General features: G+C 75.1%; 12 protein-coding genes. 9 read left to right on the plus strand and 3 right to left on the minus strand.

Annotated elements, in window-relative coordinates; genetic code table 11:
- Positions 1–76: 76 nt before the first annotated feature.
- The 3 genes from J2X68_RS13100 to J2X68_RS13110 are packed head-to-tail and all read left to right on the plus strand — an operon-like array spanning position 77 to position 2,949.
- The gene (locus tag J2X68_RS13100) at positions 77–979 is read left to right on the plus strand and encodes a universal stress protein (protein ID WP_310432670.1); all 903 of its coding nucleotides are present in this window, start codon (positions 77–79) and stop codon (positions 977–979) included.
- A 30-nt stretch (positions 980–1,009) separates the two neighbouring features.
- Positions 1,010–1,906, plus strand: a complete 897-nt coding sequence (locus J2X68_RS13105; RefSeq protein WP_310432671.1) for a universal stress protein — start codon at positions 1,010–1,012, stop codon at positions 1,904–1,906.
- A 38-nt stretch (positions 1,907–1,944) separates the two neighbouring features.
- Positions 1,945–2,949: an Acg family FMN-binding oxidoreductase gene (locus J2X68_RS13110; protein WP_310432672.1), complete on the plus strand. Its 1,005-nt coding sequence runs from the start codon at positions 1,945–1,947 to the stop codon at positions 2,947–2,949.
- A 45-nt stretch (positions 2,950–2,994) separates the two neighbouring features.
- On the opposite strand, the gene J2X68_RS13115 is transcribed toward J2X68_RS13110, so the two are convergent.
- Positions 2,995–3,912 carry a DUF1918 domain-containing protein gene (locus tag J2X68_RS13115; protein ID WP_310432673.1) on the minus strand — a complete coding sequence of 306 codons (918 nt, stop codon included), beginning with the start codon at positions 3,910–3,912 and terminating at the stop codon, positions 2,995–2,997.
- A gap of 430 nt (positions 3,913–4,342) precedes the next feature.
- Here J2X68_RS13115 and J2X68_RS13120 point away from each other — a divergent pair, with 430 nt between their 5' ends.
- On the plus strand, positions 4,343–5,167 hold the full coding sequence (locus tag J2X68_RS13120) for a universal stress protein (protein WP_310432674.1): 825 nt from the start codon (positions 4,343–4,345) through the stop codon (positions 5,165–5,167).
- Positions 5,168–5,354: 187 nt separating this feature from the next.
- The gene (locus tag J2X68_RS13125; protein ID WP_310432675.1) at positions 5,355–7,718 is read left to right on the plus strand and encodes a heavy metal translocating P-type ATPase; all 2,364 of its coding nucleotides are present in this window, start codon (positions 5,355–5,357) and stop codon (positions 7,716–7,718) included.
- A gap of 87 nt (positions 7,719–7,805) precedes the next feature.
- Here the strand turns inward: J2X68_RS13125 and J2X68_RS13130 are convergent, their stop codons facing one another.
- Complete coding sequence (locus tag J2X68_RS13130; RefSeq protein ID WP_310432676.1) at positions 7,806–8,831, minus strand: Acg family FMN-binding oxidoreductase; 1,026 nt, start codon at positions 8,829–8,831, stop codon at positions 7,806–7,808.
- A 291-nt stretch (positions 8,832–9,122) separates the two neighbouring features.
- Between J2X68_RS13130 and J2X68_RS13135 the strand changes: the two genes are divergently transcribed.
- The 4 genes from J2X68_RS13135 to J2X68_RS13150 all read left to right on the plus strand — a co-directional run bounded on the left by J2X68_RS13135 (position 9,123) and on the right by J2X68_RS13150 (position 12,757).
- Entirely contained in the window at positions 9,123–9,941 is an 819-nt protein-coding gene (locus J2X68_RS13135; RefSeq protein WP_310432677.1) for a universal stress protein, read from the plus strand.
- A 105-nt stretch (positions 9,942–10,046) separates the two neighbouring features.
- Positions 10,047–11,399: a nicotinate phosphoribosyltransferase gene (locus J2X68_RS13140; RefSeq protein ID WP_310432678.1), complete on the plus strand. Its 1,353-nt coding sequence runs from the start codon at positions 10,047–10,049 to the stop codon at positions 11,397–11,399.
- 95 nt (positions 11,400–11,494) lie between these two features.
- Positions 11,495–11,812, plus strand: a complete 318-nt coding sequence (locus tag J2X68_RS13145; protein ID WP_310432679.1) for a DUF1876 domain-containing protein — start codon at positions 11,495–11,497, stop codon at positions 11,810–11,812.
- A 246-nt stretch (positions 11,813–12,058) separates the two neighbouring features.
- Positions 12,059–12,757: a CBS domain-containing protein gene (locus J2X68_RS13150; protein ID WP_310432680.1), complete on the plus strand. Its 699-nt coding sequence runs from the start codon at positions 12,059–12,061 to the stop codon at positions 12,755–12,757.
- 17 nt (positions 12,758–12,774) lie between these two features.
- Here the strand turns inward: J2X68_RS13150 and J2X68_RS13155 are convergent, their stop codons facing one another.
- The gene (locus tag J2X68_RS13155; protein WP_310432681.1) at positions 12,775–13,524 is read right to left on the minus strand and encodes an SDR family oxidoreductase; all 750 of its coding nucleotides are present in this window, start codon (positions 13,522–13,524) and stop codon (positions 12,775–12,777) included.
- Positions 13,525–13,690 lie beyond the last annotated feature (166 nt).

The raw sequence follows: 13,690 nt of genomic DNA on the forward strand, positions 1-13,690 counted from the left end.
GGGCAGCCTCTGCCCCCGGACCGGCCCCGGAGCGACGCTGGTACCGGACGACAGACCGAGCGCTGGAGGTGCCGACATGCTTTCGCCCGTTGTCGCAGGAATCGACGGATCCGCCGAGAGCCTGGCCGCCGCCGCATGGGCGGCCCGCGAGGCCGAGCGGCGGGACCGGCCGCTGCACCTGGTCCACGCCTGGGACTGGCACCCCCGCCGGCAGGAGGGCGAGATCGCGGGCGCCGCCCAGCGCCATCTGGCCCGGCGTTCGCTGCACCGGGCGGAGCAGCGCGTCCGCGCCGAGTGCCCCGGCGTCCCCCTCAGCGACGAGCAGACGGAGGGCCCGGCCACGGCCGCCCTGCTGAAGGCGGCGGACGAGGCCGAGCTGATGGTGCTGGGCTCACGCGGGCTGAGCGGCTTCACGGGGTTCCTCGTGGGTTCCGTGGCGCTCGGCGTGGTCGCGAAGGCGACCTGTCCCGTCGTCCTCGTCCGGGCGGACGAGGAGGCGGCCGACGAACACCTGCCGGCGGCCGACGGGGGCGCCTCGACGGACTCGGGCTACCGGGACGTCGTGCTCGCCGTCGACCTCGACGAGGCCTGTGACGAGGTCATCGAGTTCGCCTTCGAGGCGGCCCGGCTCCGGCACGCACGCCTGCGGGCCGTGCACGCCTGGCACACGGCCCCGCCCGTCGGCCTGGGCCCCGGCGACATCGGACTGGTCAAGGAGACCTGGCAGGGCGAGGAGTGGCTGGGGTTCCTCAAGGCCGTGCTCCAGGTGTGGCGCGACAAGTACCCCGACGTGGAGGTCCTGGAGACGGTGGTGGACGACCGGCCCACGACCGCGCTCGTGCGGGCCTCGACCGGGGCGGGTCTCCTCGTCGTCGGCCACCGCCTCGCCGAACGTCCGGTCGGACCCCGCACCGGACCCGTCACCCATGCCGCGATCCACCACGTCGGCTGCCCCGTCGCCGTCGTTCCCCATCTCTAGATCCCGTCCCCGGACAAGGAGGTGAAGGTCATGACAAGGCCAGTCGTGGCCGGTCTGGACGGTTCGAGGGAAAGCCTCGCCGCAGCCGACTGGGCGGCCAGGGAAGCCCTCCGCCGCGGTCTCCCGCTCCGTCTGGTGCATGCCTGGGAGGGCCTGCCCGACGACGACGGCGACGCGGGACTGCCCGAGATCCGGGCGCCGCAGTACCACGCGCGCAGGGTGCTGCGCGGAGCCCTCGACCTGCTGACCGCACGGTATCCGCGGCTGTACGTCGCGGCCGAGCAGGTGCGCAGGCAGCCGGGTCCCGCGCTCGTCGCCGAGGCGCAGGACGCGGAGCTGATGGTCGTCGGGTACCAGGGGACGGGCAGCGTCGGCGGGTTCCTGACGGGATCGGTCGCCCAGCACGTCGTCGCCCACGCCGACCGGCCGGTGGTTCTCGTCCGGGCGGGCGAGACGGTGGCGGACGAACACCTCCCCGACGGTTCGCACAAGCCGTCGGCCGCCACCCCCTTCCGTGACGTCGCGGTCGCGGTCGACACCGGCCCGCCGTGCGACGACGTCCTCGACTTCGCGTTCCACGCGGCCGAACTCCGCAGGGCGCCGCTGCGCGTCGTGCACGCCTGGCACGTGCCGCTCGCCAAGGGCGTCCCGGGCGTCGAGGAGCGCACGCGGATCCGGACGGCGGCGGAGCGCGAACTCACCGAACTGCTCGCGCCCTGGCAGGAGAAGTACCCCGGCGTCGTCGTCCGCGAGAACCTGCACGAGGGCCGCGCCGCCCACGTCCTCGTCCGCGCGGCCGGCGGGGCCGGGCTCCTGGTGGTGGGCCGTCGCCGGCGCCGTGCCGCGGTCGGCACGCACACCGGGCCGGTGGCGCACGCGCTGTTCCACCACGTGCGCCGGCCGGTCGTGTCGGTCCCGCACGACTGAGACCACCGCGCGGATCTCGAGGAAGGCTGGTCCCGATCGTGTCCGACGTCCGTGCGCACCCCTGTCACGCGTCCGCCTACCTGGTCCGGGCCGCCGTCACCGCTCCCTCGCCGTACAACACCCAGCCCTGGATCTTCGTCGCCGAGGACGAGGACAGGGGCGTGGAGGTGCACGCCGACGCGGCCCGGAGACTTCCCCTCGCCGACCCCTTCGGCCGGGAGCTGGTCATCAGCTGCGGCGCCGCCCTTCTCAACATCCGGCTCGCCGTGCGCCACCTGGGATTCGACCCGGTCGTCGAGCACTTCCCGCGCCCGGCGGACCCGGCGTACCTGGCCCGGGTGGCGTGGGGGGCCTACCGGCGCCCCACGGCCGAGGACGAGCGCCTGTTCCGCGCTCTGCCGCGCCGCCACACGGCGCACGGTCCGTTCCTGGCGGAGCGCCTTCCGCCCTCGCTCGCCGACGACCTCCGGGAGCACGCGCACCGGGCGGGTGTCGCGCTGGACTTCGTCACCGACCGGGCGGGCCGACGGCAACTGGCCGAGCTGGTCCGGATCGCCGAGGACGCGCACCGGTCCCGTCCGGAGTTCGCCGCCGAACAGCGCCGGTGGACCCGCTGGCCCGGCGCGGCCCGGAGCGACGGGATCCCCGTCGACGCCGGCATGGCGCACCCGGACGGCACGCCCCTCGCCGGGCGGGACCTCGGCGGCCTCACGCGGACGTACCCCGAGCCGCCGCGGCGACGCTCCCCGCGGACCGGAGCGGTCGCGATCCTCGGCACGGTCCGGGACGACCCGGCCGCCTGGCTCCGGGCCGGCGAGGCCCTCCAGGGGCTCCTGCTCGAAGCGGCGGACCAGGGCGTCATGGCGGCCTTCCACACCCAGCCCCTGGAGATCCCGTCCCTGAGGACGGCGATCCGCAGGACCCTCGGCGCCGGGGCCTTCCCGCAGATGATCCTCCGCCTGGGCTATCCGCCGTCCGTCCGGGCGCTGCCCCGGCGCCCGGTCGCCGAGGTCCTCAGAACGGCCGGGACCGGCCGCGCCTGACGCGCCGTCGGTCCCGGCGGGCGGCGGCCCCGCCCGGTCACCCCGTCATCCGTCGGCCGGAGTGATGCGGCGGCCCGTGAGCTGTGCGGGCCGGATCGACACCCACATCTCGCGCCCGGCGCCCGGCCACGGGGTGGTGTGGGCGAGTTCGCTGAGCCGGTGTACGGCCCGGGGCTCCGTCACGACGCTCGCGGGGCCGACGGCGAGGACGCTCCAGCCCCGGCTCAGGGCCTCGTCCATGTGGTCGACCTCGAAGGCGACCTCGCTTCCGACGGCCGCCGCGGGAGTGGTGTGCGGAGCCGTCCGGAAGACGATGGTGCCGTCGATGACGTCGTAGTTGACCGGCACGACCGCCGGGCGGCCGTCGGGCGTCGACACCGCGATGCGCCCCACGCCGTGGGTGGAGAGCAGGTCGCGGCATTCCTCCGGGCCGATGTCGCGCAACGACGGGTGCAGCAGCGCCTGTCCTCGGCCGGCCGGCAGATCCATGCCCCCGCCGCGCAGCGCGGTGACGGTGGTGCCCAGCACGTCGGCCAGTCTGATCAGCGTCGCCATGGTCGGGTCCGCGGGCTGCTCCTCCAGGTAGGCCAGGTAACCGGGCGCCATGCGGGCGCGGCGCGCCGTCTCCTCCCGGCTGAGGTTGCGCCTGCGGCGTTCCACGGCCACGCGTCGGCCGATGTCACCGGGGCCGGGGCCGGGGCCGGGGCCGGGCGGAGCGGACTCCGCTGCCGCCGAGCCGGGGGCGGAGGGGGCGTGCGAGGTCACGGGCCGTCCGTGTTCGAGGTGGTGGATGTGCGCGTCGGGCCCGGGGAACACGAGGGTCACCTCGTCCGTGTCCGACCAGCGCACGTCGTAGGGCGGTGTTCCGTCCTCGTGGTGGAGTCCGACGATCTCGCCGTCGCGCTTGGTGGCGCCGGTCGTCGTGCGTTCGATGACGAGTTGATCGCCGAGGTGAGCCTTCATGACCTTCGCCCTCTCCTCAGAGTCGTGCTGTATCCAACGTGCCACGGGCGACGGGCGGCCGCACGGGGCCGAACGGCCCATCGCGGCGATGGGGGGAGACGGAGAGGGAGCCGGGCGGCGGTTCCGAAGGATCCCCGAGGATCCCCGAGCGAGGCGTTCGGCGCCTTCAGCGCCTTTCGCGGGCGGGGGCGCCGGTCCGCGGTCATCGGTCCGCGTTCGCCGACCCGCTGTCGCGCCGGACCCGGGTCCTCCGTCACCTCGGTCCTCGGGCCGGACGGGGTGCCTCAGGGACCGACCGGCCCCTGTCCGCGGGTGCCGGGCGCGGACACCGTGGAGGCGAGGGAGACCGGCAGCACAGGGCTGCCCGCCCTGGCGACCGGGGAGCAGCAGCCCCCGGTCGCCGGATGCCCGAGGGGAAGGGGGAGCCGTCATGAGCGGCCCCGTACTGGTGGGAGTGGACGGCTCGACGACGAGCATGGCCGCCGCGGAGGCAGCCGCACGGGAGGCCGACCGTATGGGGGCGGAGCTCCGGCTGGCGTACGCCTGCGCGTGGCCTTCCGCCTCGGTGACGCCCGGTGTGGCCCCGTGGGATCCGGGCGGGACCCGGGGACACGACGCGGCGAACCGGGCGCTGGCGGAGGCCGAGCGCCGGGCTCGCCGTGTCGCGCCCGGCCTGCGCGTCACGCGCACGGTCCTCATGGGTGAACCCGCGGCGGTACTGGAGACCGAATCCCGTCGCGCGTCGCTCACCGTCGTCGGCAGCCGGCCCGCCGGCCGGTCCGGCGGTGGACGGCGCGGCTCGGTCGCCACCCGGCTGGCCGGCCACGGCGGTTCCCCGGTGCTGATGGTCCGGGGCGGCCCTGACCCGACCGGTCCGGTGGTGCTCGTCGGCGACGACGGGCATCTCCGCCGGTCCGCGGCCGAGTTCGCCTTCGGCGAGGCGGCGGCCCGCGGGGCGGACCTGCTGGTGCTGGACGGGTCCGCGGCGCGCAGCGGGCGGGTCCAGGACCGGCCCCGGGACCCGCTGGCAGCGCTGCGGGAGCGGTACCCCGACATCACCGTGCGGCGCCCCCGGGTCCGGGGCGGGACGCGCCGGGCGGTCATCGAGGCGAGCGGGTTCGCCCAGCTCGTCGTGGTCGGCGCGCGGTGCCGGAGCGGCCGGACGGTCGTCCTGCCGCCCACGGTCGGCCGAGCGGCCCTCCGGCATGCGGTCTGCCCCGTCGCGGTGATCCCCGAGGAGCGGGAGCCCCGGTGACGGGCCGACGGTGTTTCACAGCCGGGGTTCCCCCGCGGTGCGGGCCGGGCGGGGTGGCGGGTGGACGACGGCCGAACGGCCCTGGTGAACCGGGCCGTCCGTCCCCTGCCGCGCAGGCCGGACACGCGATCTGATGGAGGGAGGGGCGAAAGCGAAGGTCGTCATGCCGGACGGACCGAGGAGTGCCATGGACCGCGTCACCACCCTTGCGGCACGGTTGCGGCGGCTGACGCTGAAGATCGTGCACGCGCACCACGAAGCCACGCTCCTGACCGTCACGACGGTGGCTCTCGCGGCAGGCGGTGCGGCCTGGACCGTCGGGGCGGGTTCCCTCGCGGATCTCTTCTGGGCTCTGGGGACGGTGGCCGCCGTCGTGCCGGCCGTCCGGTGGGTGTTCGCGGCGCTGCGGAAGGGCGACGTCCGGGTCGACCTCGTCGCCGTGCTCGCCCTGGGCGGCACGCTGGCCGTCCAGGAATACCTGGCCGGCGCCCTGATCGCGGTGATGCTCGCCACCGGCCGCGCCCTCGAGTCCGCCGCGCAACGGCGGGCCTCCCGCGACCTGCGCGCGCTGCTGGAGCGTGCCCCGCGCTCCGCGCGCCTGCGCACGGCCACCGGTGTGCGGGTGGTGCCGTCGGCCGAGGTCCGCGTCGGCGACCTGCTCGTCGTGGCCCCCGGTGAAGTGGTCCCCGTCGACGGCAGGGTGGAGAGCGCGAGCGTCGTCCTCGACGAATCCGCCCTCACCGGCGAGCCCCTCCAGACGGAGCGGTCACGAGGGGAGACCGTGCGCAGCGGCGTGCTGAACGCCGGCACAGCCTTCGAGCTCCGCGCCACCGCCACCGAGCGGGACAGCACCTACGCCGGCATCGTGCGACTCGCCCAGGAGGCGGGCGCGGAGTCCGCTCCCGTCGTGCGGCTCGCCGACCGCTTCGCGGCGTGGTTCGTGCCCCTCACGCTGGTGATGGCGGGTCTGGCCTGGCTCGCCGGCGGCTCCGCGGTCCGGGCGGTCGCCGTCCTGGTCGTCGCCACGCCGTGCCCGCTGCTGCTCGCCGCGCCGGTCGCGATCGTCTCCGGGCTCTCCCGTGCCTCACGCCTCGGCGTGGTCGTGCGCGGCGGCGCCGCTCTGGAGACTCTGGGCCGGGTCCGCACGCTCCTGCTGGACAAGACCGGCACCCTGACCGCGGGCCGTCCCCGCGTGCTGGACGTGATCGCCGCGCCGGGCCGCAGACCCGCGGAGGTCCTCCGCCTGGCGGCATCGCTCGACCAGTACTCGCCGCACGTCCTCGCCCGGGCCATCGTCGACACGGCGCACCGCCGCGAGCTGGTGCTGTCGGTCCCCGCGGACGTGACCGAGGAACCCGGACGGGGCGCCTCGGGCACGGTCGACGGCCACCGCGTCTCGATCGGCCGCGTCGCCGCCGGGGAGACGCGGCCGCCCTGGGCCCGGGCCGTCGGCAACCGCGCGCTCCTCGACGGCGCGGCCGTCGCCTGGCTGACCGTCGACGGCCGGCCGGCCGGCGCCGTCCTCCTCCAGGACCCCGTCCGACCCGACGCACCCCGCACGCTGCGCCACCTGCGGGCCGCCGGCATCGGACGGCTCCTGATGCTGACCGGGGACCGCGCGGAACCGGCCGGGGAAGTCGCGGCCGTCCTGGGCCTCGACGGCGTGTGTGCCGAGCTCAGCCCGGCCGGCAAGGTCGCGGTGGTGCGTGCCGAGCGCGAACGCGCGGTCACCGTGATGGTGGGCGACGGCGTCAACGACGCCCCGGCCCTGGCGGCCGCCGACGTCGGCGTCGCCATGGGCGCCCGCGGCTCCACCGCCTCCTCCGAGGCGGCCGACGTCGTCCTGACCACCGACCGCGTGGACCGGCTGGCCGACGCCGTCTCCATCGCCGTACGAGCCCGGCGCATCGCCGTGCAGAGCGCGTTGGGCGGCATGCTGATGTCACTGGCCGCGATGGGCGTGGCCGCGTTCGGTCTGCTCCCCCCGGCCGTCGGCGCCCTGCTCCAGGAAGGGATCGACGTCGCGGTCATCCTCAACGCGCTGCGCGCCCTGCGGGTCGACCGGGCCGCACGGCCGGCGCTCACCCCGGCCGCCGAGGCGCTCGTCCGGCGTTTCGCGGCGGAACACGACGATCTCCAGGACGTCCTCGACGCGGTGCGCGGCGCGGCGGACCGCGTCTCCGACAGCCCCGGCCCCGAGGCGCTCGCGGCGGTGGAGGAGGCGTACAAGCTGCTCACCGAGCGCCTGCTGCCGCACGAGGACGCGGAAGAGCACGAGCTGTATCCGGCTCTCGCCCCCACGCTCGGCGGTCCCGAGGCCACCGCCACCATGAGCCGCGCCCACACGGAGATCGCGCGTCTCGCCCGGCGGGTCGCCACCCACCTGGCTCTCTCCCGCACCGCCGGAGGCCTGGCTCCCGACCAACTCGACGACCTCCGCTCCTGCCTCTACGGGCTGAACACCGTCCTGCGGCTGCACTTCGTCCAGGAGGAGGAGAACTACTTCTCGCTGGCGTCCCCTCCGGCCGAGGGAGGCCGTCCGGGCCCGTGAGGGGGCACCCGGGCTCACACGGGCTCACGGGCTCACGGGCTCACGGGCTCACGGGCTCACGGGCTTACGACTCACGGGCTCACGGGCTCACGAGATGGCGAGCACCTCGTCCACGGGACGGCGCGGCGTGCCGGGGCCCGCGGGCCCGTATCCGAGCCGGAGCACCATCTGGACGAACCCCATCGCCGACTGCGGGTCGCGCACGGCCCACCGGAGTTCGGGCCATTCGAGGGCCTGGGAGGTGAGTGACGTGGCGAGCCCGTCGAGGGTGGCCTGGAGCAGGACGCGTTCCATCGCCTGGCCCGCCATCAGCCAGTCCCGGGGACCGTCCCGCACGGTGCCCAGCACCGCGAGCTGAGGCGCCTTCTCGAACACGGCGGTCTCCCGGCCGGGACCCATACCCCTGCCGGCGAAGTCCCGCACGGGCCCGCTGCCGTAGAGCTTGCGGGGGCCGAACGCGTACTCGGGCACTCCGTCGTTCGCCTTCTCCGACTCCTCCGCGCCCACCCGGGTCCAGCGCCGCAGCTCCTCCGACGCCGCGGCGTCCAGGGCGTCCCGGCCCTCGGCGTCGTGCACCAGGTCCAGCAGGGTGTGCACATGCCACGCGTCGGGGAAGAGCAGCCGCACTCCCTCCAGCAGGGCGGCGGCGCTCAGGGCGTCCTTGATGGCCTGGGGTATCGCCTCGTCGGTGAACGGCCGGCGGCTGGTGTGGCGGCGGCGGATCGCCGGATACAGCGGGACGAGATCCTCCTCGACGCCGTTCCCGGTCGCGTCCTCGGCCCCGTCCCCGGTGAACTCCGGGGAGGCCAGCCGCACCCGCGCGAGCAGGCGCGGCTCCGTGGGGTCGGGCAGCAGCTCGGTGCGCGCGGCCCAGCCCGCGTGGGCGGCGGCGACCCGCAGATTGAACAGGGCGGCGGCGCACCCCAGATGAAGACCGCGGGTGGTGGGATCGGCGCGGGGCATGGCCCGTTCGAGATCCGAGTACACCTGGATCGTGCTCTCGGCCCGCAGGAACCGGAATCTCCACGGCTGCGCGTTGTGCATGGATGGAGCCGCCGTGGCGTCTTCGACCAAGGCTGTCACGGTCGTCGTCTCGAGCGCGTGTACGGACACCGGACCTGTCTCCCTTCAGGGCCGACCGGCCTCTCACGGAAGGGCGATTCCCGCCACCTCCACTATTCCACGGCGGCCCCCGGCGCGTGCGGTGACGGCCGTGACGGCCCACCCGGCGTTCCGCGCGCACCGCACGGTCCCGGGAGGACGGCCGCCGGACCCGCGGCGAGGGCCGCTGCCGTGGCGACCGCCCCCTTCTCGTACCAAGCTGGAGGAGAGATGAGCGTCGTCATCGGTCCGGAGGCGACGCCCACGCGGGGGCCGAATCCCCAACGACGGAGGTGGGCGGCGGTGACGCTTCCCCTGGTGGTCGGCATCGACGGGTCCGAGGCGAGCCTGGAGGCGGTGGACTGGGCCGCCGACGCGTCGCTCCGGCACGGAGTGCCCCTCCACCTCGTGCACGCGGCCGTGTCCGGCCGCGAAGCGCCCGACCTGGTCGCGGTCGCCTCGGAGCGGGCCAGGCGCCGCGCACCGGCCGTCCGGCTGTCCGACGAGGTGGTGCACGAGGAGGCGGCGTCCGCCCTGGTCGGGAAGGGGCGGAACGCCTTCGCGCTCGTCCTCGGGTCCAGGGGCCTCGGCGATCTGGCCGGGCTGCTCCTGGGCTCGGTCAGCCTGGCCGTGGCCGCCCACGCGGACTGCCCGGTGGTCGTCGTGCGCGGCGGGGCCGCCCACCGCCCCGGCCGGTTCGGGAGCGTCGTCGTCGGCGTCGAGGACGGGGAGGGCAGCGACACGGCCCTGCAGTTCGCCTTCCGCGAGGCCCACCTGCGGCAGAGCCGCCTGATCGCGGTGCACGCCTGGACCGTGCCGGTCGGGAACCCCGGGCCACCCGGCCTGTCCGGCTACGCGCTGCAGGCCGAGCGCCGACCGCCGGCCGAGGTGCTCGCCGACAAGCTGGCCGGTCCCGCCGAGCGGTATCCCGACGTCGCGGTGAGCAGCGAGGTGGTCGAGGGCTCGGCACGGCACGCGCTCCTGGACGAGGCGTCCCGAGCGGATCTCCTCGTCGTCGGGGCCCGTCGGCGCCATGGGCACGTCGGACTTCAACTGGGACTGGTCAACCACGCGGTGCTGCACCACGCGCCGTGCCCGGTCGTGGTCGTGCCGCGGCTGTGACCGCTCCGCAGGTGCCCGGTGGGACGCCGGACGGGAGCGGGCCGAGCCCATGTGGTCCGCACGTCTGCCCAGGTGACGGCCCCAGACCCGAGAGAGGTGTCCACCATGTCGGAGGCGACGACCACCGACCTCTACGAGGTCACGATGGCGCTCACCTACCTGCGGGAGGGCATGACCGCGCCCGCGACGTTCAGTCTCTTCGCCCGTGACCTGCCGCCCGACCGGGGCTTCCTGGTGGCGGCCGGCCTGGAGTCGGCGCTGGACTTCCTGTCCGGCTTCCGCGTCGGCGCCGACGACGTCCAGGCCTACGCCTCGGCACTGCACCGGCCCGCCGAGGATCTGGAACCCTTGCGGGGCCTGGAGTTCACCGGTGAGGTGCGGGCGGTGCCGGAAGGCCGGATCGTCCTCGCCGGGGAGCCGCTGCTGGAGGTGACCGCCCCGCTCCCCGAGGCTCAGCTGGTGGAGACGTACGTGCTCAACCAGGTCAACCACCAGACGACGGTCGCCTCGAAGGCGGTGCGCTGCGTGCTGGCCGCGGCGCGGCGCCCGGTCGTGGACTTCTCCCTGCGGCGCACCCATGGCACCCAGGCGGGGTTCCAGGCGGCCAGACTGAGCGCGATGGCGGGCTTCGCCGGGACGAGCAACGTCGCCGCCGCCGTCGCCGAAGGGCTGCCGGCCGTCGGCACGATGGCCCACTCGTTCATCGAGGCGTTCGCCACGGAGGAGGAGGCGTTCCGGGCCTTCGCCCGGGCCCACCCGGGTCCGGTCACCTTCCTGGTGGACACCTACGACACCGAGCAGGGCGTCCGGGTCGCGGCGCGTGTCCTGCGCGACCTCGACCGCGGGCCCGGATCGGCCGTACGGCTGGACAGCGGGGACCTGGGAGCGCTCGCGATCCGGGCGCGGACCCTGCTCGACGAGGCGGGCCTGCCGGACGTGCGGATCGTCGCCAGCGGCGGTCTCGACGAGTACGCCGTGGACGAGCTGGTCCGCTCCGGGGCGCCGATCGACGTCTACGCCGTCGGCACCCGCGTCGGAGTCTCGGCCGACGCCCCGTTCCTGGACTCCGCCTACAAGCTGGTCGAGTACGGAGGCCGGCCGGTGATGAAGCTGTCCTCCGCGAAGGTGACGGCCCCGGGGCAGAAGCAGGTCTTCCGCCGCCCGGGACGGCCCGACGTGATCGGTCTGCGGGACGAGCGGCCGCCGCAGGCGGGCGTGCCGCTCCTGGAGACGGTGATGCGCGGCGGCCGGCGCACCGCGGAGCGCCCCGCCCTGACGACGGGCGCGGAGCGGCTTCTCGCCGATCTGGCCTGGCTGCCGCCCGAGGCCCGCCGGATCCGAGCACCCGTCGCGCCGCGGGCGGTGACCTCCGAGCGCCTGGCCGCCCTGGCCGAGGAGGTCCGCCACCGTATCGACGAGACGGTCCTGGCCTCGCTCCGCGGCCATGCCGGGCCATGAGCGCGACACCCGTGCACCCCAGGACACCTGGCCCTGGCCCCCTGGCCCCCGGCCCCTGGACCTCAGCGATCAGTCTCGACGTGAGGAGCAGAACGATGCCGCATACCGAGGAGTGGAAGGTCCGGCTCTACCTCTTCGAGGAAGACGACAGGACCAAGGCACGCGTGGTGCTGGACACCGGCACCACGGAACTCACCGGCCACGGAGCCGCGCACCGCAATCCCGCCGACCCGGACGTACCGGAGATCGGTGACGAGCTGGCGGCGGGCCGCGCCCTCTACGACCTCGGCCGGCAGCTCGTGGAGGTGGCCGACCGCGACCTCGAGGGAATGAACCCGCCGGAGGACGGGCGCAGCGCCGGTCCCTCGGCCGGCCGGATCGCGCCGGCGCCGGAGCACGTCCGGCGGGGATGACACGGAGCACCGGCGCCGCGGCGCCTCGACGGGGGGGCCGGGCGTGTGCCCCGGGGCCTTCCCGCCCGAGGTCCGCAGGACCCGTCGGCCCGCCGTGAGCTGCGGCCCGCCGTCGGTCCCGGACCGCTCGGAGCCGTACGGCCCCCCAGGGCAGGACCTTGGGGACCGACCGGCCCATGCGTTTCGCGGGCACCGGACGGAGAGTGGAAGCAGGCACGTACCCGACAGGATGAGGAGGCGGGAGTCATGTGGCACCGGATGGTGAGCGACCTCATGACCACGTCGGTCGCACGGGTGAACCGGGACACCGGGTTCAAGGAGATCGCCAAGCTGCTCGCCGAACGCGACATCACCGCCGTACCCGTCGTGGACGACGACGATCGCCCGTTGGGCGTGGTCTCCGAGGCTGACCTGCTGCGCAAGGAGGCGGCGCAACTGGATCCTGCGGGCCTGCTGCCGGTCCTGCACGCCGGGCCGACGGACCGGGCGAAGGCGGAGGCCACGACCGCCGAGGGACTGATGAACAGCCCCGCCGTCACCGCACGGCCGCAGTGGACGGCGGTGGAGGCCGCCCAGGCCATGGAGCGACACCATGTCAAACGGCTTCCGGTCGTCGACGAGGCCGACCGGCTGGTCGGGGTGATCAGCAGAGCCGACCTGCTCCGCGTCTTCCTGCGCAGCGACAGCGCGATCCGTGAGGAGATCTCCGGGGAGGTCCTCCTGCGCACCCTCGGGATCGCCCCCGACGCGGTCGCTGTCCGGGTGGTCGGTGGACGCGTGTCGCTGAAGGGCACCGTCCAGCGCAAGTCGGCCGTACCGGTCGTCGTGCGCCTGTGCCAGGGAGTGGACGGCGTGGTCGACGTGTCCGCCGAACTGCTGTACCGGGACGACGACACCGCCACGACGCCGGAGGCCACCTCACGCCGCGCCGGACTGGCCACCTGACCGGCCGTCGGACCCGGTCAGCTGTCGGGTGTCAGCGGGGTCGGCGGGCCGGCGGTGACGCCGCCGTCCAGGACGAACTCCGTGCCGGTGGAGTAGGTGGCGTCGGCGGCGATGAAGAGCACCATGCGGGCGACCTCCTCCGGTTCTCCGAACCGGGGGAGGGGTTGTGCCGCCGTGAAGGAGTCGTCGAAGCCGGCCGTCATCGGGGTGTGCACCGCGCCCGGATGGACCGAGCAGACCCGGACCCCGTCGGGGGCCAGCTCCAGTGCCGCCGTCTTGGTCAGGCCGCGCAGAGCCCACTTGCTGGCCACATAGGCCCCGATGCCCGCGTAGCCGGTGAGGCCGGCGAGCGAGGAGATGTTCACGATCACGCCTCCACCCGCCCGACGCAGGCAGGGCGCGGCCGCCCGCATGCCCAGCCAGGCGCCCTGGAGGTTGACGTCGATGACGCGGCGGAAGGACTCGAGGGACTGTTCCTCGATGGTGCCCCAGTCGAGGATGCCGGCGTTGTTGACCAGCACCGAGACCGGGCCCAGTTCCCGCTCCGCCTCCGCCAGCACCGGCTGCCAGCCGTCCTCGGCGCTGACGTCCAGGTGCGCGTACCGGGCGCGGCCGCCCAGCCCGGCCGCCAGCTCAGCTCCCTCGGCGTCGAGGACATCGGCGGTCATCACCGCCGCGCCTTCGCCGGCGAACAGCCGTGCCACGGCGGCGCCGATCCCTCTGGCTCCACCGGTGACCACCGCGACTCGCTCATCCAGACGTCCCATCACGACCTCCTGAAGCAGTGTTCGACGAAGCTCGGCGGCTGCGCGCCTCCTGCGCGCTCTACCCTGCGCAGGCGTACGCCGGGGTGGCGCCCGCCCAGGTGCCGCAGGGCGGTGTACTCGCCCGGGCCCCGCGGGCGGGCGTTTCGGATTGCAGCCGAGGCCGCAG

This window comes from Streptomyces sp. 3330 (assembly GCF_031456635.1).
Lineage (GTDB): Bacteria > Actinomycetota > Actinomycetes > Streptomycetales > Streptomycetaceae > Streptomyces.

What these genes read in the sequence shown, in the direction of transcription:
- J2X68_RS13150 (WP_310432680.1), top strand. Translation starts at nt 12,059, where the DNA reads ATGTGGCACCGGATGGTGAGCGACCTCATGACCACGTCGGTCGCACGG.
- J2X68_RS13100 (WP_310432670.1), top strand. Translation starts at nt 77, where the DNA reads ATGCTTTCGCCCGTTGTCGCAGGAATCGACGGATCCGCCGAGAGCCTG.
- J2X68_RS13145 (WP_310432679.1), top strand. Translation starts at nt 11,495, where the DNA reads ATGCCGCATACCGAGGAGTGGAAGGTCCGGCTCTACCTCTTCGAGGAA.
- J2X68_RS13115 (WP_310432673.1), bottom strand. Translation starts at nt 3,912, where the DNA reads ATGAAGGCTCACCTCGGCGATCAACTCGTCATCGAACGCACGACGACC.
- J2X68_RS13155 (WP_310432681.1), bottom strand. Translation starts at nt 13,524, where the DNA reads ATGGGACGTCTGGATGAGCGAGTCGCGGTGGTCACCGGTGGAGCCAGA.
- J2X68_RS13105 (WP_310432671.1), top strand. Translation starts at nt 1,010, where the DNA reads ATGACAAGGCCAGTCGTGGCCGGTCTGGACGGTTCGAGGGAAAGCCTC.
- J2X68_RS13120 (WP_310432674.1), top strand. Translation starts at nt 4,343, where the DNA reads ATGAGCGGCCCCGTACTGGTGGGAGTGGACGGCTCGACGACGAGCATG.
- J2X68_RS13125 (WP_310432675.1), top strand. Translation starts at nt 5,355, where the DNA reads ATGGACCGCGTCACCACCCTTGCGGCACGGTTGCGGCGGCTGACGCTG.
- J2X68_RS13140 (WP_310432678.1), top strand. Translation starts at nt 10,047, where the DNA reads ATGTCGGAGGCGACGACCACCGACCTCTACGAGGTCACGATGGCGCTC.